Origin of the sequence: Vibrio tubiashii ATCC 19109 (genome assembly GCF_000772105.1) — a bacterium.
Classification (GTDB): Bacteria; Pseudomonadota; Gammaproteobacteria; order Enterobacterales; family Vibrionaceae; genus Vibrio; species Vibrio tubiashii.
On the sequence record NZ_CP009355.1, the window covers coordinates 1246372 to 1271296 of the forward strand.

Here is a 24925-nt window from a genome sequence, read left to right on the forward strand (position 1 = left end):
AAAATGAAAAAGATTGCAGTTATTCTCAGTGGCTCGGGGGTATTCGATGGTGCAGAAATTCACGAATCCGTGCTCGCTTTACACGCAGTAGAAAAGCAAGGTGCTTCATGGCATTGCTTTGCTCCTAATATTGATCAACTCCATGTCATTAATCACAAGACAGGAGAAGAAATGGATGAGCAACGCAATGCTCTTGTCGAAGCGGCACGTATTGCACGCGGCAATATTGAAGATGTCGCGAAGCTTAATGTCGAGGAATATGATGCTTTACTGGTACCTGGTGGGTTCGGTGCAGCCAAAAACCTGACTGATTTTGCCGTGAGTGGCGCTGAGTGCAGCATCAACACCCATGTTGCTTCTGCATGTCGCGCCTTCGCTCAAGCCAACAAACCTGCTGGATACTTATGTATTGCGCCTACTATTATTCCAATGATTTACGGTCAAGGAGTGAAAGGCACGATAGGTAACGACGAAGCAACTGCAGCCGCGTTTAACGCTTTGGGTGGTGAGCACGTCAATTGCGATGTCAGCGATATTGTCGTAGACGAGCAAAACCTAGTGCTATCAACGCCTGCCTATATGCTGGCCGAGAGTATTTCGCAGGCCGCAAGTGGTATCGACAAGCTCGTTGAGCGCTTAGTAAAACTCGCATAGTTACCTTATGTTATGGCCCCTATCCATGTTCTGTGGATAGGGGCTTTTTAGTTTTCATAAAGCAATATGAATCTTATTTAACCCCAATTGCTGTTGAGAAAACGATTGCGCTAACCCACTAATATTTAACAAGTTTATATACGATAAATATGCAACTAGATTGACCTCACATTTCGCAGCCAAACCTACCCCTTTTGGGTGAGTTAATTGTCTAAGATCAAGATTTTTGATGGGATAGTTATGCGAATCTAAATGCAGTTTTTAAATCTATAAGAATATGGAGCAATCCAATGACAAGTGCATTTTTCATCCCTACAGTAAACCTAATGGGCGCAGGCTGCCTAAAAGATGCTGCTGATAGCATCCAATCTCAAGGCTTCAAAAAAGGTCTTATCGTTACAGACAAAATTCTTAGCCAAATTGGTATGGTTAAGCAAGTACAAGACATGTTGTCTGAGCGTGATGTTGAGACTGTAGTATTTGATGGCACTCAACCAAACCCAACAATCAGCAACGTAAATGATGGTTTATCACTACTTGCCGACAACGAGTGTGACTTTGTCATTTCTCTAGGCGGCGGCTCTCCACACGACTGTGCTAAAGGTATCGCTTTGGTCGCTTCAAATGGCGGAAAAATCGGTGACTACGAAGGTGTTGACCAATCAGCGAAGCCAATGCTACCACTTGTCGCAATCAACACTACCGCAGGTACTGCATCTGAAATGACGCGCTTCTGTATCATCACAGACGAAGAGCGCCACATTAAGATGGCTATTGTTGATAAGCACACAACGCCACTGATTTCGGTTAATGATCCTGAACTGATGCTGGCTAAACCTGCATCACTTACAGCCGCGACAGGTATGGACGCATTGACTCACGCTGTAGAAGCCTATGTGTCAATCGCAGCGACACCTATCACTGACGCGGTAGCGATTAAAGCGATCGAGCTAATTCAAGCACACCTACGTAAAGCCGTAGAACATGGTGACGACATCGAAGCTCGCGAACAGATGGCTTATGCCCAGTTCATGGCAGGTATGGCATTTAACAATGCTTCTCTAGGTTATGTTCACGCAATGGCGCACCAGTTAGGCGGATTCTACGACCTACCGCACGGTGTATGTAACGCAATTCTTCTTCCACACGTTCAACGCTACAACGCGCAGGTTTGCCCTGAACGTCTACGAGACGTAGCGAAAGCAATGGGCGTTGAAGTAGAGGGATTGAGCGCTGAGCAAGGAGCTGAAGCCGCTATCGATGCCATCGTGGGTCTTGCTAAAGATGTAGGTATTCCAGCAGGTATCCAAGAGTTAGGTGCTAAATCTGAAGATATTCCAGTACTAGCCGATAATGCTCTAAAAGACGCATGTGGCTTTACTAACCCTAAACAAGCAACACATGAAGAGATCTCTGCGATCTTTGAAGCTGCGATGTAATTCTACTCTTTTCCTTACAGTTCAAGCCTCCTTCGGGAGGCTTTTTTGTACCCTTTAGTTTCAATTTGCGTACTACACTTCTACGACAACGGAGGTGTTCTATGAAATCAACAATTGGGCCTATTCTTCCTTTATTTACCTGTATTGGTCAGGCAGGTGAAAGTGAAATTTACAATGTAAAAGGTAATGATTACCAGGGCTACTGAGCTAAAGTGAGTGACAACGATCCGCTAGTACTGCTTATCCATGATTGGATGGGCTTACCGAGTTCTTGGCGGCCCCTACCCTGTCAATCAAACACTTAAACGACACCTAGCACAAATCTCATCATTGATAGCTATTTAGTCTACGTTCTAATGTACATTCATTCACAGAGTTAAAAAAATTTTAAGTTCGTGTCGAAAATGGCGAAGCGAAAACGTCCTTGAGTAGGAAACAACAAACCAGAAGGAAACTTAAGATGAAATATATGCTTTTGCTTTATGCTGCACCAGATAAAGAGCCAGCATTTGGTACTCCTGAATTTGACAAGATGATGGAAGATTTTGCCCTTACCTCAGAGACGTTCGAAAAAGATGGCGTACTTGTTGGTGGCGAAGGATTGGAGGGGGTAGAAACGGCTACTTCATTGAGAATCCACTCCGGTAAGGTAGAAACCATGGACGGTCCCTTTGCAGAAACACGCGAAAACTTGGGGGGATACTATATTGTTGACGTGCCCGACTTGGACGCCGCATTGAAATGTGCAGCAATCATTCCTGTGGCTAAGTTCGGCACCATCGAGGTTCGTCCTTTGCTGAATTATAGTGAAGCAGATTAACGAATGAATAACGCCTCTTCAAAAGCTATCGCTGTCAGTCATATTATTCATGATCTCTTGCATAAGGACAGAGGACTGCTTTTGGCGGGGCTTATTTCGCGCCTTAATGATTTTCAATTAGCCGAGGATGCCCTACAGGAAGCAACAATATCGGCCTTGAAACACTGGACTCGGTCCGGGCCACCTCATAACCCTAAGGCTTGGCTAATGAGAGTCGGCTTAAATAAGGGAATAGACCAGATTCGTCGGGTACAACGAGAGCAACGTAAAACGGTGGATCTAGCTGACCATTTTACCACTGGCTTAGAGTATGACGTTCATGCAGCCATTCCGGACGAACGTTTACGGCTCATCTTTACCTGCTGTCATCCAGCCTTGGAAGAAAAGTCACGTATCGCGTTGACCCTACGTACGGTCTGCAATTTAACGACCAAGGAAATCGCCGCCGCTTTCCTAGATAACGAAAAAGCTATGGGGCAGCGACTGTATCGCGCAAAAGCCTCGCTTAAAGCCAAAAGCATTCCGTTCTCGACCCCAGATGAAGACAAATGGGATGACAGATTGGAAACGGTGCTTAAAACCATCTATTTGATATTCACCACTGGCTATGTAACAGAAGATACGAGCCCACGCTCCCTATGCCAAGAGGGTATCTTTTTGGCCAGACTTTTGATGACACTACGACCCAATGAACCAGAAGTAGAAGGTATATTGGCATTAATGCTACTTACCGATGCGAGAAACACTGCTCGAATCAATGTTAGTGGTGCTGTAGTGCCTGTTGAAGAACAGGACAGCACATTATGGCAACAAAGCAATATTGAGGAAGCTCAATCCATCCTTTCCAAGGCCATCGAAAAAAGGAGACCTGGTCCTTTTCAGATCAAAGCAGCGATTGCAGACTGTCATATGATGAAGCCCAACCCTGATTGGATTCAGATGTCTTTGCTTTATCAATCACTATGGCGTTTCGAACCTACTCCAGTTGTCGCCTTGAATTGGGCAGTAGTGCTTGCAGAAACAGAGCGTGCGGAACTTGCACTTAAAAGGTTAGACGAGCTAAAAGAAGACCTTAAGGATTACCAACCTTGGTACGCGGCACGAGCGCATATTCTCAGAAAAACAGGAGATAAATCAGAAGCTTGTACTTTTTACAAACTGGCCATTGAAATGTCGCCAAGTACGGCGACCCGCGCTTTTTTAGAGTTGAAATTAGGAGAATTGACACATTGAACGGCGCCTTGCCAATCAGGCTATTAAGTACCATAATTAGGTATTCATTGGTATTGGAGAAAGCATCATGGCCAAAAACACGAGCATTACTCTTGGCGACCACTTTGATGTATTTATAGCAAATCAAGTTCAAAGCGGTCGATACGGCTCAGCAAGCGAGGTTATTCGCTCGGCGCTACGCTTACTTGAGACTCAAGAAACTAAAATGAACACTTTAAGGCAACTACTCGTAGAAGGCGAAGAAAGTGGAACTGCTGACTATGACCTTGATTCGTTTATCAATGAGCTAGATAGCGAAGAAAGAAAGTGAGACCATTTCAACTAACCAGCAAAGCAAAGTCTGATTTGCGTGATATCGCTTTATTTACTTCACGCCGCTGGGGGCGTGAACAACGAAATGTTTATTTAAAACAATTTGATGAATCATTTTGGCTGCTAGCTGAAAACCCTGATATTGGTAAAGCTTGTGACGAAATAAGAAAAGGTTACCGGAAATTCCCACAAAGCAGCCACGTAATATTTTACCGCCAGATCGGCAGTCAAAAAATAGAGATCATCCGTATTTTACACAAAAGCATAGATGTCAACCCAATCTTTGGTGCATAACGCCTTGCTAAGGTGCAGCTAACTACCACTAAACCTAAGCAAAGATAATGTAAACACCAAACTAAACACTTGCTTTGGGAGTGAGGAGTAAAACTGAGCTATAACACTTATTCGCCGGAATTGACACAGAGCCGCCGCCCTTAAAACCTAACCCTCTATTGGGTTATCTCATGATAGTGATACAATCTGCGCATCAGAATTAACGAGAAACCCTATGTTTATCCATCATGTTAACGGCATCGACTGGCTAGTGATTACCGCTTTTGAAGAGCTGAAACCTATATTTATCGAAGACGCTGGTGCGATCCCCTCTTGCTTCTCTATCACCAGTGAATTGAGCCTGATTGATCAAGCCAAGAGTACTTATGGATATTTGCCTTCACTCAATGGCGTCATTACGGATACTGGCACGTTTCAAAGCAAGAACAACGAAGAAGATCTAAACCCTCAGCTTGCCTGCATCGTTGAGGGGCGCGGTCGGGTGTTTATCTATCATGGCGGCTATGTGGCTTTTGTGGATGACGAACAAACCTTTATCACCCGAATGGACTAACAGTTGTTCTGTAAGTTGAAATCGACGAATAGCCCGAGCAAAAAATAAATGTAAGAAGAGTCAGCTTTACGGTCTGACTCTTTTCAATAGGACAGGAGTTATCTGGGGAGAGTTTAAGGATACTGAGGTAAGCTTCGTTCGCTGATTAGCTAGGCTGATGGCCACTCTTTTTCGCAAACTTTTGCATCGCCTCGGCAAACGTTGTTGTTCTGCCTTTAGCCTGAACCTGTACTACCTTATATCCCATCTTTTCTAACGCTTGACGCTCTGCCAAAACGGCTTTGTCATCTTGCTGACTACCTTGAGCAGGTTGATGAATGTAACAACCCTCTAGTTGACCGTCTTCGACCAGTTGGTGATGTCTCAGTGCATCGATATCAAAATTCATAGTACATCTTTAAATTAAATACAGGGAGCGATTGTGGAAGGTTACATGCGCTTTAAGGGCTTAACAACGCTATCTAATCCTTCGATCTTTAGCGCTAAACATAACTTGAGGAGATCACCGAGCTCCCCATTCGGAAAGCCCTTTTTATCAAACCAAAGTAAGTACTCTTCTGGTAAGTCGATAAGCACGCGACCCGCGTACTTACCAAACGGCATTTGCATTCGTGCAAGTTTAATTAGATTTTCTTTTTCAAGCATTGCTAAGGTTTTCTATGGCTGTTCCCAGCCTTGTAGAGTAACACCTAATCGCTCTACCCAATAGTTAATCGCGTCTTTCGCATCATCAAGCGAGTCAATCATTGTAGAAAAGTCTTTGTTTCCCGCCTCTCTATCAATGGCGGCAAACAGTGGTGTACCGTCCTGCGCATCACTAACAAGCAACTCAACACTCGCACTACCCACATTGGTATGCTCGCCAGTGGTGACTTTGGAGATGGTTGAGATGGCTAAACCAAATGGCAGTACGCTGCTCGTAACCGCCAGTACTGGATTCGAAGTTTCAACATTACTCAATGCGATACTCAAACGCAGAGTATTCCCTGTCGGCTCTGAGACAACTTGTTTATGGAGGGAGATTTTCTCAATCAGACGAGCGACCATGTAATCAGTCAGCTCTTGGATTTCTTCTTTATCTAGGGTGCTTTCTTCTGTAACGACAAACACTTGGTCAATCACTACCGAATCATACTCATCCAGCTTTTCGCTTAATCGTTTTGCGTCTCTTAGGCCAATGCGAGCCCATACTAAATCGACACCGCCTTCAGGCCCTGCTCGAAAGTCTTCATAACTGGTAAATTTAGTGGCGCGTTGAACAGGCCCACCAGCACATCCAACCACGAATACGCTCACCACGATTAAAAGCAAGACCTTGAAAGATTTCATGTAAAGCACTCTAGTTTATATTTGAAACCAGAATGCTATACCATATGATATTTAGATGTCCAATTGTATTCTATTCAAATTGGTTATATTGGGATCAAGAAGAATGTACCGTGTGCGCGTACTCAACGATCACTTGATTGCCTTCAATGTAAGCATTTTGAATTTCACCATCGACACTCATGCGACTTTGTAGGTACACCACCTTTGGACCATGTTCATTGGTTTCTTTCAGGCTTGGAACCACATTTTTAGGTTCTAAATGAAGAAGTCGACAAAAATGGCTCACGAAAGACATAGTAAGCGGTGTTTCACCTCTTAAAACGCGAGAAAAGCTGAGCTGATTCATGCCAAGCTTTTTGGCAAATTCCATCTGAGTGAGTCGCATTTTCGATTTTTTCGACATCCAGATTTGGTAGAGCGCCTCTCTATCTTTGTCGGTAAATTCCATCGTGATTCCTTGTATAACATTTTGGGGTGGATTGTCGTTGTTTTGGTACTTGAGGTTGTCAGAGCTTGGTAAGTGAAAGTCAAAGCTTTGTCTGCTAAACGTCAGCTACAGACAGGACGAGACAAAAATAAATCACACCCAAATCATTCATAAAACACATCATTAACACCGCTTAGTTATTTAATTTCAATAGGTTAATAAATTAGTCAATATGTAATTAGCAAGTTAATTTGCGACAAGAAATTCAGATCGAGATTATCATTCCACATTTAAGTTTTGGGCTTAGCTTTTCTGATTGGCGTTAGCTACATTTCGCCTGCTTATACAAAACTCATTACTTTGTAATCTAACAATATATTGCGGCAAGTATAGGCTGCACTTCAGGCAAACTATCCGAAAGGTTAGGACGCAAAGCCACCGGTCTGTCGACATCTTATGTCTATGATAGCGGGGTTGCCATTTAGCGAGTCTCGCTAGATGTTTCGCGTGCCGGAGTGTCATCTTTTTTGTTATCCATAGATAAGGACAAATGATGAACAAACTCCCAAACAAATCACTCATTGCGTTAGCTCTACTTAGTGTGAGCGGTGCTAGCTTCGGCCACGGGTACGTTTCAGCGTACGAAAATGGCGTTGCTGAAGGCCGCGCGGCACTTTGTAAGTTTCCAACCAGTGACACAAACGAAAAGAACACCAACTGTGGTGCGATTCAATATGAACCGCAAAGTGTAGAAGGGCCAGATGGTTTCCCTGAAACAGGCCCACGCGATGGTAAAATTGCCAGCGCTGAAACCTCGCTAGCAGCGGCGTTGGATGAGCAAACCGCTGACCGTTGGGTTAAACGACCTATCAAATCGGGCTCTCAGTACTTTGAGTGGACTTTCACTGCCAATCACGTCACTAAAGACTGGAAATACTACATCACCAAAGCAGATTGGAACCCTAATCAGCCCCTCGCGCGCAGTTCATTTGACCTCACGCCTTTCTGTGTTGTCGATGGGGGAATGGTTCAGCCACCAAAACGTGTTAGCCACCTTTGTAACGTTCCTGAGCGAGAAGGTTATCAAGTGATCCTTGCTGTTTGGGATGTGGGCGATACGGCTGCTTCGTTCTACAATGTTATCGACGTAAAATTCGATGGTGATGGCCCAGTGATTCCTGATTGGAGTCAAGGCGGTCAAATCAACCCTACGCTCGATCTCAGTGTTGGCGATACAGTTTATACCCGTGTGTTTGACAGCAGCGGTGAGAACTCGTCTTACAGCACAGAACTCGTGATTCAAAACAGCGAACAAGGTAAAGCAAACAACTGGTCTTATGCTCTAGCGAGTAAGATTAACCAAGAGCAAAGCCAAATTCGTGCCGGACAGCTTAATGACCAAGGCGAATTTACCCCTGTTTATGGAACCAACCCAGTCTACCTAAAAGCAGGATCAGGACTCAACAGCGTTGAAATCGGCTATAAATTTGAAACACCAGAGCCAGAATACGACCTTGATGTTGTAGGGCTTCAGTCAGAGTACGTAATTGGCGAGTCACCGACAGAGCTTGACCTGACACTAACCGCCACAGGCGACTTAACGGCTGAGTTAACTGTCTACAACCACCATCGCGAACCATTAGCTTCATACTCGAAGGAGCTGAAAGACGGTGAGGTTGAAGGCACGACGATGACTCTATCTAAGTCCGAGCCAGGGCATCATATGTTAGTGGTGGTTACCAAAGACGACCAAGGTAAAGTAATTGACCAAAACACGCTAGATTTCCACCTAGTAGAAGATCAAACGCCACCACCTGGTGACTACGACTTTGTCTTCCCACAAGGCTTAGAAAGCTACACAGCGGGAACTAAAGTATTAGCCAGTGATGGTGCGGTTTATCAGTGTAAAGAGTTCCCATACTCAGGTTACTGTGTACAGTGGTCACCATCGGCGACGCAGTACGAACCAGGCGTTGGTTCTCACTGGCAATCAGCTTGGAACAAGCTGTAAGTCGTTTATATACAAAAAAGAGGATGCCCAGTGCATCCTCTTGTTTATGTTAGGTATGGTTAAAACCAACCTGAGATTAGGCGTTTAAACCAATCAAACAACTTCTTGAACAAACCACCCTCTTCAATATCCTGCTGAGCAACCAATGTTGCGCTTGCGACCTCTTCACCATCAATACTGTAGATCACCTGTCCGACAGTCTCTCCTTGGTTGATTGGTGCAACAAGCTCCCCATTGTATTCAATTTCGGCTTTAAGCTTGTTCGCACCGCCTTTTGGTAGGGTGATCAATACTTGTTTATCGACGCCAACAGGGACAAGGTCTTCACTCCCCATCCACACTTTTGCTTCTGCTAACGTGTCTGTCACTTTAGATGGAGACACAGTGTCAAAGAACCTGAAACCGTAACTCAGCAATTGCTTGCTTTCCGACTCTCGGCTTTTCGTACTGCTAGAACCCATCACGACCGAAATCAAACGCATGTCACCACTGGTCGCGGAAGTCGCTAAGCTGTATCCCGCTCCACTCGTATAACCGGTTTTCATGCCATCAACATTTAGGCTTCTGTCTCTAAGTAGGCCATTTCGATTGTATTGCGTAATTCCGTTATAAGTGTATGAAGTTTCACTATACAGCGAATAGATGTCAGGCAAATCACGAATAATAGCTTGGCTGAGCAGAGCGATATCATGTGGCGTTGAATACAATCCATCGCTATCCAAGCCATGCGGATTAGTGTATCCGGTGTTCTCAAGACCAAGTTTTTGCGACCAGCTATTCATTAAACTAACAAAAGCATCTTCACTGCCCGCTACATGCTCGGCAATAGCCACACTGGCATCATTACCGGATTGAACAATCAAACCACGGTACAAGTCGATGAGTGGGACATCTGTCCCTACTTCGATAAACATTTTTGAAGAATCAGGGAAGTTCTTCGCCCAAGCTTTACGGCTAATACGAACTTGATCGTCGAGAGAAACATTGCCGCTTTTTACTTCCTGTCCTGCAACATAAGCAGTCATCAACTTGGTTAAGCTCGCTGGATTAAGCTTCTTGTCCGCATTTTTCTCCACCAACACGGCACCAGTATGGTAATCAATCAAGATATACCCTTTGGCGCCTAATGTCGGAGGATCCGGGATAATGGTAGGTGCGGCAAATACACCAAATGAAAGAGAAAATGTCGAAAGAAGCGCGGTGAATTTTAGAAAACGCGTGGTCATGATATGCGACGTCTCACTTTAAATGATTGAGTAACGACCTCAGTATAGACAACCTTGCAATAGAATCAGCAGCTTTGACATCAATCGTTACTATTCAGTAGGAATTTTGGTAAATATTTACCCAGTCGCCAGATTTAGATACAAAAAAACCAGCGCCGAGACGCTGGTTCTGTAATCTTTTGGCTTAGTTTTCTATTAAGCAGCTTTTAGCTCTTCGCGTGCTTTCTTTCTTGCCATTAACTTCTCGCGGTAAACAAACCAAACATAGCTTGCGACAAGTGAGAAGAACAAGTACGAGAGTGAGAATACTAGTGGTGAACTAATGAGGTCTTGCGAGATTCCCCAAGATACGCCCGCAACCGTCACTGCGATTTTAGAGAATAGACCACAAAGCAATAGCAGAAGTGCTAGTTGCGGGAAACGACTACTGCGGAATGCAAACCAGTAGCAGCTACCTACCGCAAGAGTAGAAACGTAAAGACCAAGCAAGAATGAATGAATGTGATCTGCCGACGCTACACCCGCGGAAATCGACACCATGAAGATAATGAATAGTTTCATATTTTGCCTCGCTCTTAAAAACTAGAAAAAGCTTCCTTTCATTTCTGCAAACTCATTTTGCGTATATTTTCGCCCATCTAGTTTTAAATTCAAGCAGTATTTTTGTCTATTTATTACACAGATTTCATAGATAACCCAATTGTAAATAATTTGTTAAATGCATATATAATAAGGATTCTTTGTATACTTACACTTAGGGTAATAGCATAAAAGGCTAGCTTTTAAATGTTACAGACAAATAACAATTGTTACAGTTTAAATTATTTCGATATATGTGAATGAGAACACTAAATGTGCAGTCAAATTGACAAACTTATGAGTCCAAAAACTTAGTTTTCGAAAATCGACAAGATACAGGCATGAGGGATAACTTTTTTGTGTGAGCTTAACCACTGTTCACTGCATTGTGTCTCGTCTCATTAGAAGGGCTTTGGTACCTTTGCGTCACAGATTTATACGTATCACATACCATGCCTTCCCAGTACCGAATTAAGAAGATAGTCGAGATCGGCGATACCCTTCACCGCAGTGGCTGTGCGCCATACAAACTTGAGAAATACACTCAGTTTTATGCTCGTAAACATGGGGTGGATGTTATGATCCAGGCAACCCCGACGACCGTTAACTATCAGTTTCCTGATGACAATAATGCGGTAGTGATGAAGCGCCACCAGCCTGCATCAATTAACTTAAGTTTGCTTGCCAATACCATCATCAGAATCAACCAGCCAAGCAGCGAGCCCGTGCCAGAGCCTGTGGGTTACCCTAAGTGGGTCATTGCGCTGGCTAATATGGGCATCCCGCCTGCGTACCTAATGCTCGTTGGCAGCACGCTAGATGCGGTTTTGTTCTCTGTCTTGTTAGGTTTTCTAGTATGGGGCGCTCAACAGATTTGCAAAGCTCGCCGTTCGATTGCCGTTGAGTTTATTGCTGCGCTTATCACTGGGATGCTAGTTGCTTGGTTCGCAAGCACAGGTGCTGCCGTCCCCGTTTGGGCTTTGTGTATCGCTGCCATTGTTCTCTTCGTCCCCGGACTTTCCATCGCAAACTCGCTAGAGTGTCTCGCGTTTAATGATCTCGTTTCAGGCACAAGTCTGTTGGGGCAAAGTGCGCTGACGCTTATCAAGCTGTTTGTCGGTATTGTTATGGGGCTGAATATTGGTGAAGCCGTTTGGGGGCAAGCGGCATCCATTGATTACACTAATGAAGTACCGACTTGGCTGCATATTTCCGGTTTGTTCCTAATCTCAATCTCACTTGGCATCATCTTCAATGCACGCCCTACCGATATATTGCTTGGTTTGCCTGTTGCAGCTCTGGGCATGTGGGGGCCATTTTATCTAGGCTTTGAGAGTGGTTGGGTTGTTGGCACTTGGGTTACGACAGTTCTGATTACTTTGTATGGTACTTGGGTGGCTAAAAAAATGGACCTCACCGGCTCGATATACATCGTACAAGGGATCATCATTCTAGTTCCGGGGAGCCGAGTTCTGGTCAGCGCGAGTCAATCGGTGTTTGAGCAATCGGTCTTGCCCATTCCGAGTATTGGCCTTTCCGCACTGTTTATGTTCTCAGCCATCGTCGCAGGCCAAATCACCGCATACTCTATCTATTCACCTAAGATAGAAAGGTAGCTCGTCGCCAGGTAATAAAAAGCCCTATTCAAACTTCGCTTGTTAAGCGGCTTTTGAATAGGGCTCTTTACCCCTGTGTTTCATGTTGCGCTGATAACTCCCTTTGCCTTTTTTCGCTTTCTCTACCTTGGCTCTGTAGAGCTTACTGGTTACCATCGCTTTAAGGGCGTTGTCTTGCACTTGCCCTCTACCCATCTCGACATCATGGATGAGGACAACCTCTCCAATGTCACCTTTTGCTTTGTTCTTAGCCATACGGCCTCCACAATAAATGATTAAATATTAGCCAGAGAATAGTAAAACGATACAATCTACTAGCCAAACGAATGTTACACTATTTATACGCTAATCAGTAATATTTTCGAAACTATACCTAGCGCAAATTTCTAGTGAAAACACGATATTAAACTGTACAAAGCTCCTTATTTTTATTGACTTAGTTGCACTTCGCTTTAGACTGGATCGCAGCTAGAAAACGGTTCTTGTTTAATTTCGCCGTTTCGTTGGATTACTTGAATATCTACCGCAACGTCGTACGCAATAGCAATCTCCTTTTCCACGCTATCGGTGCCGTATGGCTTTTACAAGGTTTATCAAGGATATACATTATGTCTAACACTGTTACTGGTACAGTTAAATGGTTCAACGAAACTAAAGGCTTTGGTTTCATCCAGCAAGAAAACGGCCCAGACGTTTTCGCACACTTCTCAGCAATCACTGGCGACGGTTTCCGTACTCTAGTTGAAGGCCAAAAAGTTGAGTTCGTAGTATCTCAAGGTCAAAAAGGCCCACAAGCTGAGCAAATTAAAGTACTTTAATTGTCTAGTACTAAAGATTTACAATAGCCAGCATTACGCTGGCTATTTTTTTGACTATAAGTAAGGCTCATGGCTCTTAAACCCACTATTTACAAATTCCGAATTTCTCTTTCCGACACCAATCGCGACTTGTATGACTCTACACAGCTTACTGTCGCACAGCATCCATCAGAAACAGTGCCACGAATGATGGCGCGCATTTTGGCCTTCTGTGTCAAATGGCAGCCGGAACTGACTCTAACAAAAGGCTTATCAACCACTGAAGAGCCGGACCTTTGGGTCAAGTCTCTCGACGACCAAATTCAACTTTGGGTGGATATCGGAGAGCCATCCCTTGATCGCATTAAGAAGTCTTGCCGGTTGGCTAAGAAAGTGGATGTCTTTTCTTTTAACAGTAAGTCCGATGTTTGGTGGGAACAGACCAAAAATAAAGTTCACCAGTATGATGCGAGCATCTACCGCTTTGATTGGAACGGTATCGAAGCGCTGTCAGAAGTTGTCGAACGCAGTATGGATCTATCAGTGATGATCACCGGAGATAGCCTGTTTGTTGACTCAGATAAAGGATCATTTGAGATTTCTCTAGAGAGCTTACAGTCGAATGACTGATTTGGAGCAGCAACTCAAAGCGATAGGCGCTGACGCTCTGCCGTCATTGGTTGCTCTAACTAGAGCTTGGGAGCTGTTTTGTCAGACTCACTCACCTTTGTTTGAAAAAGCGCGACAAAACAAACCGGAAAGCCCAGTTTCCAATCACTTACTTGGCATTCTGACGAAGGCTCATGTCGAAGCGAGCAGTTACGTGCAATCTAACGCTGCGTCTATGCAGGCAATGCATCAAGCATTCCATGACAATTTAGGTCAAGAGCACGCGGGAAAGTTTGAAGAGCAAGGAATGGATCAACTGATCCTTTGCACTCATCTATGGCTGTATGTCCAGGGTTATTTAAGACTCGATTTTAGTCTCGCTAATGATCATGCACAAAACAGTGCTGAGCTAATATCTTCGGTTAATAAACTAGATGTTCAGTCGCTGAGAACAGAGTTTCTGTCGAGCTACTATCACGGCTCAGAGCGCTCCCCTATTCAAGCTTCGGGATCATTTAACCCTATCACTTGGCTTAAGAAGTTATTCAGCTAGTCTAACGGTGACAGCAGCGCGTAGTGATGAACCAAAATCAAAAGGCCCTTGAAATGAGGGCCTTTTTACTATTGCTCAGATTATAGGTAAGTATGAGGGCCAAACACTTCGTAGTGAATTCGGTCGCGGTCAACGCCTAACGCTTCTAGTTGACGTACCACTGATTCCATAAAGCCTACTGGGCCACATAGATAGAAATCTGCGCTGCCAAGAGGGAGCTCCTTCGCAACTAGGTTCAAATCTAGCTCACCAGAAAAGTCGGCACTTGCTTCATTTAAGTACCAAGTGAAACGCTTCCAATTGTTCTGCTGTACAAGCTGCGCAGTTTCATCTTTAAATGTGTGTTGCTTTTGGTCGTTACATGCGTACAGAACACTCACATCTTTCTTACCTTGCGAAGCGAGGGTTTGCATCATCGATTGAATCGGAGTTGCACCCACCCCCGCCGAAATAAGTACCACTGGTTGCTGCTTTTCTTGGTAATAGAAATCACCCGCTGGGGCATAAAGACTCACTTTATCGCCTTCATTGACTTCGTCATGGAGGAAGTTAGACACCAAGCCTTTATGTTCACCAACTTCGCGTTTCACCGAGATTCGGTAATCGTTGCCATTCGGCTTTTGAGACAGAGAGTACTGACGAATTTCGTTATAATCACCTTGGCTAGGCTTTAGCTCAATACCTATGTACTGACCTGGTTGGTAATCCAGTACCTCACCACCATCTTCTGGCTCTAGCACAAAGCTAGTCACTAGCTCTGATTCTGCCTTTTTCGACTTAACGACAAAGCCACGTGCGTTTTGCCACCCACCCACGGCTTGCTTACGTTGTAGATATAGTTCACCCTCGCGATCGATGAATACCTGCGCAAGGAAAAGGTACGCAGCGGTCCACGCCTCTTCCACTTCTGGAGTGAATGCTTCTGTCGCTAGTTCACGCAACGTTTCAATAAGGTGGTGACCGACAATTTGGTAGTGCTCCGCTTGGATGTTAAAACTAGTATGTTTGTGAGCAATACGTTCAACCGCAGAAGTCAGCGCCTCTAGGTTCTCAATGTTTTTTGCATAAGCCGCAACCGCTTCGAAAAGAGCCACACTTTGACGCCCTGTTTTTTGGTGGGTCATGTTAAAGATATCTTTTAGCTCTGGGCTGTGGCTAAACATTCTTTGGTAGAAATGCTGAGTCAACGCAGGGCCTGCAGACTCTAGAAGTGGAATAGTGCTCTTTACGACTTCGATATGTTGGTTGTTAAGCATTAGGACTTACTCCTCAGTAGTTATAGTTTGTTATATTTAAGTTTTTTATACCCTTTAACAGCACGAAGTGTGCCAACTTCAGAATCCCTTTAAACTGCTAGTTTTATTGCTATTTTTTGCTTAGAAAAAGTCATTACGACACTTTTTAAATAGGTCAAATTGACATTAATAGGTTGCAATACCGCATTCAGTGTGATTAATTTAGCAACATCCGATTCAAACTAGGTTTCTCCTGCCCCCGCTGTTGGTAATTTTATGCAAGATATCTCTGTTTCAACCCTCATTGATATGACGATCGGTCTCGCTCGCGGAGACAACGATCAAGATAGATTCAACAACCTACTTGATGCCATTCGTAAATCGATTCAGTGTGACAGTGTCGCGCTTTTGTCACGTCAAGGAGACACATTAGTCCCTCTGGCTCTGCAGGGTTTAACCCGTGACACATTAGGTCGTCGTTTTAAGATAGACGAACATCCACGATTTGCCCGAATCTGTGAGTCGAAAACCGCGGTAAGATTTGACGCCGATAGCGATCTTCCTGATCCGTTTGATAATTTGCTCCTCGATTACGAAGGCGATTTACCGATGCACTCGTGTATGGGCTTACCTTTACTCTATGCCGACAAACTGCTTGGCGTCTTAACTCTTGATAGCTTAACGCCAGGCGTGTTTGAGCAGTTTCCAACTCGCAGCTTAGATGCACTCTCGGCTATTGCGGCTTCTACACTAAAAGTCGCGCTCACGGTAAGCCAACTAGAACAACAGGCAAAACAAACCCAACAACGCTTTGAAGAGCTTAATGAGGACGCTTGGGATCGTGATGGTGGGGATATCATTGGTGACAGCGTCGCGATGCAAGCTTTGAAGGCCGACATTGAGGTCGTCGCTCCATCCAGTTTCAACATTTTGATTCATGGTGAAACTGGTGTAGGTAAAGAGCTTGTCGCCCGAAGCCTGCATCATCTATCACCACGTAAAAAACAGCCCTTAGTGTATGTAAACTGTGCCGCTATTCCCGAAAACTTGGTCGAGAGTGAACTGTTCGGGCACGTTAAAGGAGCCTTCACTGGCGCAGATAAATCTCGTTTAGGCAAGTTTGCGTTAGCCGATGGCGGAACGCTTTTCTTAGACGAAATAGGAGAACTCCCCCTTGCAGCACAAAGCAAGATTCTGCGTGCACTGCAAAACAATGAGATCCAACCAGTCGGGCAAGACAAGGTAGAAACGATCGACGTCCGCGTTTTAGCCGCCACTAACCGAGATCTCAAAGAAGAAGTCTCTGAAGGGCATTTCCGCTCAGACCTCTACCACCGCTTAAGCGTCTACCCGATCACCGTTCCAGCACTTCGTGAAAGAAACGGCGACATTGTTTTGCTCGCTGGCTATTTTCTGGAGCAAGCAAGACGTAAGCTCGGTATTGTCCAGATCAAGCTAGGTAAAGACGCTCAGCTTCTTCTTTCTCGCTACAACTGGCCGGGTAATGTTCGTGAACTTGAACACGTCATCAATCGTGCAGCGCTCAAAGCACGAGCTCGCGGCAAAAACGGTAAACTGATTACGGTATCAATCGAAGATATCGGTGAACTACAGTCTATTGTTTCGGGCAACGATACAGCGCTTGACTCCCCAAATACTAGCATAGAGTTAGACATCTCATTAGGACTGCGCGAAGCCACCGAAGAGTATCAACGTAAAATGATCGTTTCAGCCTTAACCGAGGCTGAGTTTAATTGGGCCAAAGCGGCACGAGCATTAAAGACAGATCGCGCCAATCTGACGCGCTTGGCTAAGCGCCTTGGTATCGAAGTCACCAAGAAACATCAGGTAAAAGTTAGCTGAGCTTTTAGGATTCAAGAATGATCACATCTCGGTTACAATGCGTAACGTAAATGTCATCTGAAGTTAGAATTATATAAATAGGATTGTTATGAAGTTTATCCGCTGGTTTTTAGGACGCGTTATCCTACTGCTCAACTTTGTCTTCTCACCAAAGGGCGTTAAGCGCTCAAGCGAAGCGCAGCAAGAGGTAGATAGCAAAGCACAGTCTCTCGCACTGTATCAGTTCGAAGCGTGTCCATTCTGTGTAAAAGTGCGCCGCGCAATGAAGCGTCAATCGGTAAAATTTGACCTTCGTGATGCAAAGAACGATCAGACGCACCGCTCAGAACTTGAAGCAGGTGGTGGAAAAGTAAAAGTCCCTTGTCTAAGAATTGAAAAAGATGGGGACGTACAATGGATGTATGAGTCTTCGGATATTGTCGCGTACTTGGAGAAAGAGTTCGCATAAACAGAAGGAGTGTCTATGTCACACGTACCATTGAATATTCGCGATATCAAAGCCATTGTTTTTGATTTGGATAATACTCTGGTGAGCTCTGACATGGACTTCCGTTGGCTAAGAGAGAAAATCGGCTGCCCGCTCGATAAAGACTTGCTCTCTTTTGTTGACCAATTGGAATGTGAGCAAACCTCTCAACAAGCCAATGCGCTTATTCTCCAACATGAGTTAGATGACGCCAATTCATCGCACCCTATGCCCGGATGCCAATCTCTGATTGAGTTTATCCATTCTAATCAACTCTTAACTGCGATTATTACTCGAAATTGCGCCCAAGCCGCAGAACAAAAAGTCTCTCACAACGAACTCAATATCCCACGTATCATCACCCGAGAGCATTTCCCACCCAAACCTGCTCCCGATTCACTGGTATCTCTCGCCGACGAGTGGAACTTAGAACGCCATCAAATCCTTTATGTCGGTGATTATCTCTACGACTTGCAAGCTGCCTTTAATGCAGACATGCCCTCTTGTCTATTAACTCATGGCAAGCCTACTGACTTCTCGGCTCACGCCTCTTTAATTGTTGAGCACCTGCACGACTTAGAGAAAGTGTTGTCGGTTCCTCTTTCGAGATAAAGCTAAACGATATGATCGCACACTCAACTGAGTTTTCCAGTTTTATGAGCGTATCTCCATATTAATTGCTGTTAGGGCTTGAAATATCACCAACGCGTAACGATGTAAGGGAAACACGTAGGCTCCTATGCAACCAATTAAAACTATAACTTGGTTGAACAACCGTAGCGAAACATGATTATGACAGCAAAGACACAAGAAACATCCCCTTCGCTGGGGCAACAGCTATTCAAAATGACCTGGCCAATGCTCTTTGGCGTGTTGTCTATTATGAGTTTCCAATTGGTAGATAGTGCGTTCATCGGTCAGTTGGGTATTCTGCCTCTTGCTGCACAAGGTTTTACCCTGCCAATTCAGATGGTGATCATCGGTATTCAGGTTGGTCTGGGTATCGCGACAACCGCTGTGATTGCCAAAGCCATTGGAGCGAATCAAGAGCGCTATGCTAAACAACTCGGTGGCCTCGTGATTGCAATGGGAAGCATTGGTGTCGCACTATTTTCAGTCATTATTTATCTACTGCGTGAACCGATTCTGTCTCTTCTTAGTGCTCCGGATAGTGTTCTTCCTATCATTGATAGCTATTGGATTTACTGGCTAGTCAGTGCTTGGGTGGGGGCCGTGCTCTATTTCCTTTACAGCGTATGTCGTGCTAACGGTAATACCATGTTGCCTGGCACCATGATGATGGTCACCAGCCTTCTCAACTTAATCCTCGATCCTATCTTTATTTTCACTCTAGATATGGGGATCAACGGAGCGGCTATTGCCACCATTCTCGCCTTTGGTATCGGTATTTTGATTGTCGCACCTAAGGTGACGCGTAAGCATTGGATGAGTTTCGATTGGAGCGATTTGAATGTGGTTAAAAGCGTGCGCTCGATTGGTAACATCATGGGCCCAGCAATGATCAGTCAATTGCTGCCGCCACTCTCATCAATGTTAGCCACAAAGCTCCTCGCTAGCTACGGCACAGCAGCCGTTGCAGCATGGGCACTCGGCTCTCGCTATGAATTCTTTGCGATTGTCTCGGTGCTTGCCCTGACCATGTCAATGCCGCCTATGGTTGGTAAGCTACTCGGTGGGAACAATTTAGCCGATATTCGCAAGCTCGTGGTGATTGCGTGTAAATTTGTTATCGGTTTTCAAGTCGTTATCGCGGCAATCACCTTACTCACCTCTGATTGGCTAGCGTTGCTAATGACCAGCGAAGCCGAAGTAGAAACCATCCTAAATTACCACCTGATGATCGTGCCATTTAGCCTGGGACCTTTGGGCATCTGTATGTTGATGGTTTCAATTTCCAACGCACTTGGAAAATCCTATACCGCCCTGACTATCTCAGCTCTGCGTCTGTTTGCCTTTTTCCTACCTTGTTTGTGGTTAGGTGCGCAGCTAGGAGGGATTCAAGGTCTGTTTTGGGGCGCATTCGGCGGTAATATCCTAGCGGGCATATGCGCTTGGTCTATGTATCAAAGAGCATTAGGCCAAATTGAAGCTAGGCTACAATCTGCATAATTTGTCGATTGCAATCTAAAGCATATGTCGATAGTCTAAAAACTCATCACTTAGGAACAATTATGAAATTTACGTTTATCTACCTTTGGCTCCTTCTCCTTAATGCCTGTAGCCGGTAGGTAACTTCCTGTCTGGCTGCGAGAAACGTAGCCAGAACACCTATTTCTCGTAGCCGCAACTCTCAAAGAAAGGATACGAGAAACATGACTGAAGAAACACACGTCGCCCCCTCATCAAGCTCATCCATCTCTCAAGTCGGGATCTTGCTTGCACTGGCAGGTTGCATTCTCTTTTCGATAAAACCCGTTTTGGTCAAAGTTGCCTACCAATATGGTGGCGATGCAACCTCTATTATGACTCTGCGTGCGTTTAGCTCTCTTCCACTCTACCTACTTATGCTCGTTTACCTTTGCAGAAAATCTGAAAACCGAAGTAAAGTTAAACAACATGGCTTTAAAGCTGCCGCTATTGGTGTGATGGGCTACTACGTGGCAAGTTTCCTTGATATTGCCGCTTTGGAGTTTATTACCGCCCAGCTAGAACGATTATTGATCTTCTTGTTTCCTACTTTTGTCGTGCTGATCAGTTGGGCTTTGTATCAACAAAAACCAAGCCGCACAGTCATCATCTCTGCGTTGATTGGTTACCTAGGGATCAGTTTTATTGTTGTGCATGACTTTAATACCCTAGGACAATCGGTGCTTCTTGGCAGCTTGCTCGCTATTGGTTCAGCACTGGTGTTCGCGTTTTATCTCGTATGGAGCAAGCCACTTATCGGTCACCTTGGCAGCTCACTGTTCACCAGTATCGGCATGGGTAGCGCCGGACTGGCTATTTTGGTTCACTTAGGGTTGAGCGGCGCTGATATTGCAACTTGGAGCCGTGAGCTAATCGTAACCGGTGTACTACTTGGCATATTCTGTACCGTGTTGCCTTCGTACTTGGTCGCCGCCGCGATGGCAAGGCTTACACCAACAACCTTGAGCCTAACAAGTAATATAGGCCCAGGAATTACCGCTGGTATGGCGGTAGTGGTACTCGATGAAGTGTTTACGATCTGGCATGCACTGGGGCTTGTTCTTGTCGTCGTGTCGGTTTACACCTTAAACAAGAAGTAATCTCGTACCAAACTTAGCTGAATCATTCGAATCATTTGTCCAATACGCTCAAATTCGTCAGGTGACCTGAGCGACATAACATCGTATGATTCAGCTTATCTATTTTTCAGACACTTATATCATGAGCACCCAAAACCACCACCCTCTTCAAGGCGCTAGTTGGATGCTAAGCGCAGGACTGGCTTTTGCCATCGTGAATAGCTTGGCTCAAGTGGCGAGTATCAATCACGGCCTTTCTTCAACGACGGTTGCCCTGATTCAATATGCAATCGCACTTGTGGTTATTCTGCCCTATTTAAAAACACTAGGTATTAGGCAGTCACTGCGTACGCAGAATCTAGGATTGCATATTTTACGCGTCTTCTTAGCGGTGATAGGGATCCAACTGTGGCTATGGGCACTTGCCTATCCTGTACCGATTTGGCAAGGCATCGCCCTACTGATGACTTCGCCATTATTTGCGACGATTGGCTCTGGCTTGATCCTTAAAGAGAAGGTGGGTGCGGCTCGCTGGGGTGCCACCCTCACTGGCTTTATTGGTGCCATGATCATTTTAGAACCTTGGGCGGACGATTTTAGTTGGGCGACGCTTCTTCCTGTCGGTGCGGCGTTCTTTTGGGCCTGTTACGCGCTGATGGTGAAAAAGCTTTCTTCACAAGACTCTCCATCAACCATGGTTGTATACCTACTCATACTCATTACACCGTTTAACATTTTGCTCGCTCTACCAGACTGGCAACTGCCAACAGGCGGAACATTATGGCTAATATTGATTGGGGCAGGCGCTATGACAGCACTGGCGCAGTGGGCTATTGTTAAAGCATATTCCGTGGCAGATGCTTCGTTTGTTCAACCCTTTGATCACGCTAAACTGCCATTAAATGTATTAGCGGGTTGGATGGTCTTCGGCTGGGTACCACCGGGGAGACTTTGGCTTGGCGCGGCGATCATTATCGCTTCTGTGGCTTTTATTACTCAATGGGAAGCAAAAAAGCCAAAAAAGTTGAAAGAAATTTCAAGCTAGACCGTTCTACTTAGTCATAGCTTTTAACGGAGAAACCTCTATGACACAACCAATCAAATTAACACTTTACCGCTGGGCTGGTAGTTGGGGACCATTCAAAGTCAACATTCCTTGTGGGGAGTGTACTCTGACCAAAGATATCCTTAAGGACACCTTCGAGAATGAACTTGCCGGTATCCCAGTAGAGCTTGAAGTCAAAGATTGGTTATCTCATTGGTGGGAGCCCTTAAAAGTAGGTGCATGGCACGCGCCAATTCTTATGGTCGAAGGCAAAGTGGTAAGCCAAGGGGAAGCGCTAAACCGTGGCGTGCTCGTGCAATCTATTATTCAAGAATGGACTAAGCGCGATACTCTAAAAGGCAACATTGTTTATGGTAAGGCGACTTGCCCTTATTGTGTCAAAGCGAAAAAGATCTTAGATGAAGCTGGCATTGAATACGAATACTACGATGTCGTTAAAGACAGCGCTGCCCTTTATCGAATGATCCCTGAAGTAAAAGCTATCATTGGTGAGAAGACGCCGGTTACCGTTCCTCAAATCTGGCTGGATGGTCATTACATTGGTGGTGCCGACAACCTCTCCGCTTGGATTGAAGAGAAAGGGCTAAGCACAGTGCCAGACAACGTGGTTTCTCTGTAAGCTCTCTACCAAGCAAAAACGACAAAGCCCCGCTGATTGTTGCGGGGCTTTGTTTTGATGAGCCAGACAGCTTCGCTCGCCTCACTCATAAAATCCTTTTCAACTACGCGCTGATTACTTTTTTCATCATACGTTTGATAAAAGAAGTTTTCTTCGCTTTAGGCTTGCCATAAAGAGCATCTTGCATGGCTTGCTTTGCGATCATCTGACCTAGATATGCGTTGCCTAATTCGTGATTCATGATTATCTCCTCAAAGTAAGGAGTGTGATTTTAATCACAATTAAACTAAAAACAAGATCTAAATCACATTAAATTTAGTAACTAAGCGCGCTTTGGCTGATGATAGGTTTTTCCAGCCACTTGGTAAGTATCTTTGCGCTTAACTTCAAACATAACATCAAAGAACCAAGCAACAAAACGAATCACATCATCGCCTTCATCCATTACATGCTCAACAAACTCTTGTTCTTCACCTTGCTCATTAGCCTGTACTGTTACGTGATAGATACGCTTAGCGCCATCGACTTCTGCCAACGCAAATTGCCCGGTTAGTGATTGAGCGGCTTCCGCCACTTCTTGGTCTTCGCTTGCTTTCAGTACTTCGAGTGCTTGCGGCAGGCTCTCTTTGTCACATAGCGACTTGACTAGCGTTTCAAAATCTTTAAGTTCCATTGATCCAGTCTCAACATAGAAATTTGCGGGCATTGTATACCCAACGCGTGATCAAGCAAACTTTTGCTGAGCGATGATAAGCTTTTTCGAAGATATAAGAACCAAACCCATCGTAGTCGCCGAGATGAGATAGAAAACTCCCATGCTCATTTGACTTTGCACCCAATGCTCGACCAAATAGCCTCCAAATGCCCCTGATAAACACATTTGTACTGCCCCTGATAGTGCAGACACTGATCCCGCTTGTCGCTTGTGTGGTTCAAGCAGCATGCTGATCGAAAGCGGTGTTGCAAGCCCTTGTGCAATTGTCAGCAAGGTAAACGCCGACACAAGATTGAACAGAGTGACTTCAGTAACCAGTAGCCAAAGGCCAGCAACCATCATCGTCGAAATAGCCAAAGATAAGATCTGCTTGGTATCTAAATAGCGGTTCACCACATTAAGCAGTAAGCTCCCCATCATTAAACCCGCTGACGGTATGATCATGACCGAGCCATATTCTGCCGCCGTGAGACCAAGCTGATGCTGCAATATAAACGGCATGACAGATAACGACACAACACTCGTTAGGTAGGTCACCCAGTTATAACTTGCACTAGAGATCACCTGCTTATTGGTCATTAAGCTGCCATAGTTCTTAATTACACTCACCAAGTTGAATCGCGTTTTTCCATAGGTCATGGTTTCAGGAAGAACGAAGTACCCCAAAGTAAAGATGGCAATTAGATAGAGCAAAACGAACATAAACACCGCTTCCCACCCCAAGTAGAAAGCAATCCAACCACCCATAACAGGCGCGATGATCGGCATAATAGAAGCCGTAATAGAAATGTAAGATAACGCTTTGGTTAACTGTGAACCTTCGTAGCTATCTCGGAGCACGCTTCGACCAAGAACGGACGCACTACCCGCCCCTAAACCCTGCAAAAATCGCCCAATAATCAGCACGGTTAGGTTATCGGTGAAAGTAACGCACATTACAGTTGCGGCTAAATAGATCCCCTGACCGAGTATAAATACGGGGCGTCGACCAATGGCGTCTGACAAAGGGCCGTAAAAGAGTTGAGATAGGCCAAAAGCGACGAGAAAAACGGTGACCAAAAGTTGTACGTCGGCTTGCCCAACATTCAGGCTGTTACTGATCATCGGCAACGAGGGAAGGTAGATACTGACACCAACTTGTCCGGTCGCGATGATCATCATTGCTAACAAAATAGGTGTTTTTTTCATAGTAGCTCCTCATTAAACCGACAATAAAGCGAGTTTAAATTAGCCACTATTCAATGATAATATACCGATATGGAAAGTGATTAATTCCCAAAAA

30 protein-coding genes and 1 riboswitch are annotated in these 24925 nt (G+C 44.9%); of the genes, 19 read left to right on the plus strand and 11 right to left on the minus strand.

The window, feature by feature from the left end; all coding sequences use genetic code 11:
- The first annotated feature begins 3 nt into the window (after positions 1 to 3).
- From elbB to IX91_RS20790, 7 genes are all read left to right on the plus strand, one after another.
- The gene (elbB, locus tag IX91_RS20760) at positions 4 to 654 is read left to right on the plus strand and encodes an isoprenoid biosynthesis glyoxalase ElbB (RefSeq protein WP_004748742.1); all 651 of its coding nucleotides are present in this window, start codon (positions 4 to 6) and stop codon (positions 652 to 654) included.
- A 290-nt stretch (positions 655 to 944) separates the two neighbouring features.
- The gene (gene yiaY / locus IX91_RS20765; protein ID WP_004748743.1) at positions 945 to 2093 is read left to right on the plus strand and encodes an L-threonine dehydrogenase; all 1149 of its coding nucleotides are present in this window, start codon (positions 945 to 947) and stop codon (positions 2091 to 2093) included.
- Positions 2094 to 2553: 460 nt separating this feature from the next.
- Positions 2554 to 2913, plus strand: a complete 360-nt coding sequence (locus IX91_RS20770) for a YciI family protein (RefSeq protein ID WP_004748745.1) — start codon at positions 2554 to 2556, stop codon at positions 2911 to 2913.
- 3 nt (positions 2914 to 2916) lie between these two features.
- Positions 2917 to 4146 carry an RNA polymerase sigma factor gene (locus IX91_RS20775; protein ID WP_004748746.1) on the plus strand — a complete coding sequence of 410 codons (1230 nt, stop codon included), beginning with the start codon at positions 2917 to 2919 and terminating at the stop codon, positions 4144 to 4146.
- Between the two features lie 67 nt (positions 4147 to 4213).
- Positions 4214 to 4456, plus strand: a complete 243-nt coding sequence (locus tag IX91_RS20780) for a type II toxin-antitoxin system ParD family antitoxin (protein WP_004748747.1) — start codon at positions 4214 to 4216, stop codon at positions 4454 to 4456.
- Positions 4453 to 4752, plus strand: a complete 300-nt coding sequence (locus IX91_RS20785; protein ID WP_004748748.1) for a type II toxin-antitoxin system RelE/ParE family toxin — start codon at positions 4453 to 4455, stop codon at positions 4750 to 4752. Before IX91_RS20780 ends, IX91_RS20785 begins: the two co-directional genes overlap by 4 nt.
- Positions 4753 to 4966: 214 nt before the next feature.
- Positions 4967 to 5305, plus strand: a complete 339-nt coding sequence (locus IX91_RS20790; protein ID WP_004748749.1) for a hypothetical protein — start codon at positions 4967 to 4969, stop codon at positions 5303 to 5305.
- 145 nt (positions 5306 to 5450) lie between these two features.
- Here the strand turns inward: IX91_RS20790 and IX91_RS20795 are convergent, their stop codons facing one another.
- The 4 genes from IX91_RS20795 to IX91_RS20810 form a co-directional block, all read right to left on the minus strand.
- Complete coding sequence (locus tag IX91_RS20795) at positions 5451 to 5693, minus strand: hypothetical protein (protein WP_004748750.1); 243 nt, start codon at positions 5691 to 5693, stop codon at positions 5451 to 5453.
- 41 nt (positions 5694 to 5734) lie between these two features.
- Positions 5735 to 5950 (minus strand): DUF3820 family protein, encoded by a 216-nt coding sequence (locus tag IX91_RS20800; RefSeq protein WP_004748751.1) that lies wholly within the window; start codon positions 5948 to 5950, stop codon positions 5735 to 5737.
- Positions 5951 to 5962: 12 nt separating this feature from the next.
- Positions 5963 to 6634, minus strand: coding sequence for a DUF3313 domain-containing protein (locus tag IX91_RS20805; RefSeq protein WP_004748752.1), 672 nt, complete (start codon positions 6632 to 6634; stop codon positions 5963 to 5965).
- Positions 6635 to 6728: 94 nt separating this feature from the next.
- Positions 6729 to 7082, minus strand: coding sequence for a helix-turn-helix domain-containing protein (locus IX91_RS20810; protein ID WP_004748753.1), 354 nt, complete (start codon positions 7080 to 7082; stop codon positions 6729 to 6731).
- Positions 7083 to 7455: 373 nt separating this feature from the next.
- Positions 7456 to 7543, plus strand: a riboswitch (cyclic di-GMP riboswitch).
- Between the two features lie 71 nt (positions 7544 to 7614).
- Between IX91_RS20810 and gbpA the strand changes: the two genes are divergently transcribed.
- Positions 7615 to 9072, plus strand: coding sequence for an N-acetylglucosamine-binding protein GbpA (gene gbpA, locus IX91_RS20815; RefSeq protein ID WP_004748754.1), 1458 nt, complete (start codon positions 7615 to 7617; stop codon positions 9070 to 9072).
- A gap of 59 nt (positions 9073 to 9131) precedes the next feature.
- Here the strand turns inward: gbpA and IX91_RS20820 are convergent, their stop codons facing one another.
- Together IX91_RS20820 and IX91_RS20825 are read right to left on the minus strand one after the other, a co-directional pair.
- Positions 9132 to 10298: a D-alanyl-D-alanine carboxypeptidase family protein gene (locus IX91_RS20820; protein WP_004748755.1), complete on the minus strand. Its 1167-nt coding sequence runs from the start codon at positions 10296 to 10298 to the stop codon at positions 9132 to 9134.
- A gap of 195 nt (positions 10299 to 10493) precedes the next feature.
- Positions 10494 to 10859, minus strand: a complete 366-nt coding sequence (locus IX91_RS20825; RefSeq protein ID WP_004748756.1) for a hypothetical protein — start codon at positions 10857 to 10859, stop codon at positions 10494 to 10496.
- Between the two features lie 470 nt (positions 10860 to 11329).
- Here IX91_RS20825 and IX91_RS20830 point away from each other — a divergent pair, with 470 nt between their 5' ends.
- The gene (locus tag IX91_RS20830; protein WP_004749661.1) at positions 11330 to 12493 is read left to right on the plus strand and encodes a threonine/serine exporter family protein; all 1164 of its coding nucleotides are present in this window, start codon (positions 11330 to 11332) and stop codon (positions 12491 to 12493) included.
- A 42-nt stretch (positions 12494 to 12535) separates the two neighbouring features.
- Here IX91_RS20830 and IX91_RS20835 read toward each other — a convergent pair whose 3' ends face one another.
- Positions 12536 to 12748 (minus strand): alternative ribosome-rescue factor A, encoded by a 213-nt coding sequence (locus IX91_RS20835; RefSeq protein WP_004745418.1) that lies wholly within the window; start codon positions 12746 to 12748, stop codon positions 12536 to 12538.
- Between the two features lie 353 nt (positions 12749 to 13101).
- On the opposite strand from IX91_RS20835, the gene IX91_RS20840 reads away from it, so the two are divergent.
- The 3 genes from IX91_RS20840 to IX91_RS20850 all read left to right on the plus strand — a co-directional run bounded on the left by IX91_RS20840 (position 13102) and on the right by IX91_RS20850 (position 14452).
- Positions 13102 to 13311, plus strand: coding sequence for a cold-shock protein (locus IX91_RS20840; protein WP_004745419.1), 210 nt, complete (start codon positions 13102 to 13104; stop codon positions 13309 to 13311).
- Between the two features lie 69 nt (positions 13312 to 13380).
- Entirely contained in the window at positions 13381 to 13920 is a 540-nt protein-coding gene (locus IX91_RS20845) for a YaeQ family protein (RefSeq protein ID WP_004745421.1), read from the plus strand.
- Positions 13913 to 14452 (plus strand): hypothetical protein, encoded by a 540-nt coding sequence (locus IX91_RS20850; protein WP_004745422.1) that lies wholly within the window; start codon positions 13913 to 13915, stop codon positions 14450 to 14452. Before IX91_RS20845 ends, IX91_RS20850 begins: the two co-directional genes overlap by 8 nt.
- An 80-nt stretch (positions 14453 to 14532) precedes the next feature.
- On the opposite strand, the gene hmpA is transcribed toward IX91_RS20850, so the two are convergent.
- On the minus strand, positions 14533 to 15708 hold the full coding sequence (gene hmpA / locus IX91_RS20855) for an NO-inducible flavohemoprotein (protein WP_004745423.1): 1176 nt from the start codon (positions 15706 to 15708) through the stop codon (positions 14533 to 14535).
- Positions 15709 to 15963: 255 nt separating this feature from the next.
- Between hmpA and norR the strand changes: the two genes are divergently transcribed.
- From norR to IX91_RS20890, 7 genes are all read left to right on the plus strand, one after another.
- A complete protein-coding gene (gene norR, locus IX91_RS20860; RefSeq protein WP_004745425.1) occupies positions 15964 to 17550 on the plus strand; it encodes a nitric oxide reductase transcriptional regulator NorR in 1587 nt (528 codons plus the stop codon).
- Between the two features lie 88 nt (positions 17551 to 17638).
- Positions 17639 to 17998 carry a glutaredoxin family protein gene (locus IX91_RS20865; protein WP_004745426.1) on the plus strand — a complete coding sequence of 120 codons (360 nt, stop codon included), beginning with the start codon at positions 17639 to 17641 and terminating at the stop codon, positions 17996 to 17998.
- A gap of 15 nt (positions 17999 to 18013) precedes the next feature.
- Complete coding sequence (locus tag IX91_RS20870; protein ID WP_004745427.1) at positions 18014 to 18628, plus strand: HAD family hydrolase; 615 nt, start codon at positions 18014 to 18016, stop codon at positions 18626 to 18628.
- 180 nt (positions 18629 to 18808) lie between these two features.
- Positions 18809 to 20146, plus strand: coding sequence for an MATE family efflux transporter (locus IX91_RS20875; RefSeq protein ID WP_004745428.1), 1338 nt, complete (start codon positions 18809 to 18811; stop codon positions 20144 to 20146).
- 203 nt (positions 20147 to 20349) lie between these two features.
- Entirely contained in the window at positions 20350 to 21264 is a 915-nt protein-coding gene (locus IX91_RS20880; RefSeq protein ID WP_004745429.1) for a DMT family transporter, read from the plus strand.
- A gap of 121 nt (positions 21265 to 21385) precedes the next feature.
- Entirely contained in the window at positions 21386 to 22288 is a 903-nt protein-coding gene (locus IX91_RS20885; RefSeq protein ID WP_038197767.1) for a DMT family transporter, read from the plus strand.
- Between the two features lie 40 nt (positions 22289 to 22328).
- On the plus strand, positions 22329 to 22928 hold the full coding sequence (locus tag IX91_RS20890) for a glutaredoxin (RefSeq protein WP_004745432.1): 600 nt from the start codon (positions 22329 to 22331) through the stop codon (positions 22926 to 22928).
- 103 nt (positions 22929 to 23031) lie between these two features.
- Here the strand turns inward: IX91_RS20890 and IX91_RS26710 are convergent, their stop codons facing one another.
- From IX91_RS26710 to IX91_RS20900, 3 genes are all read right to left on the minus strand, one after another.
- Entirely contained in the window at positions 23032 to 23169 is a 138-nt protein-coding gene (locus IX91_RS26710) for a hypothetical protein (protein ID WP_004745434.1), read from the minus strand.
- Positions 23170 to 23250: 81 nt separating this feature from the next.
- Positions 23251 to 23601, minus strand: coding sequence for a hypothetical protein (locus IX91_RS20895; protein WP_004745435.1), 351 nt, complete (start codon positions 23599 to 23601; stop codon positions 23251 to 23253).
- Between the two features lie 51 nt (positions 23602 to 23652).
- Complete coding sequence (locus tag IX91_RS20900) at positions 23653 to 24831, minus strand: multidrug effflux MFS transporter (RefSeq protein ID WP_004745437.1); 1179 nt, start codon at positions 24829 to 24831, stop codon at positions 23653 to 23655.
- Positions 24832 to 24925: the final 94 nt, after the last annotated feature.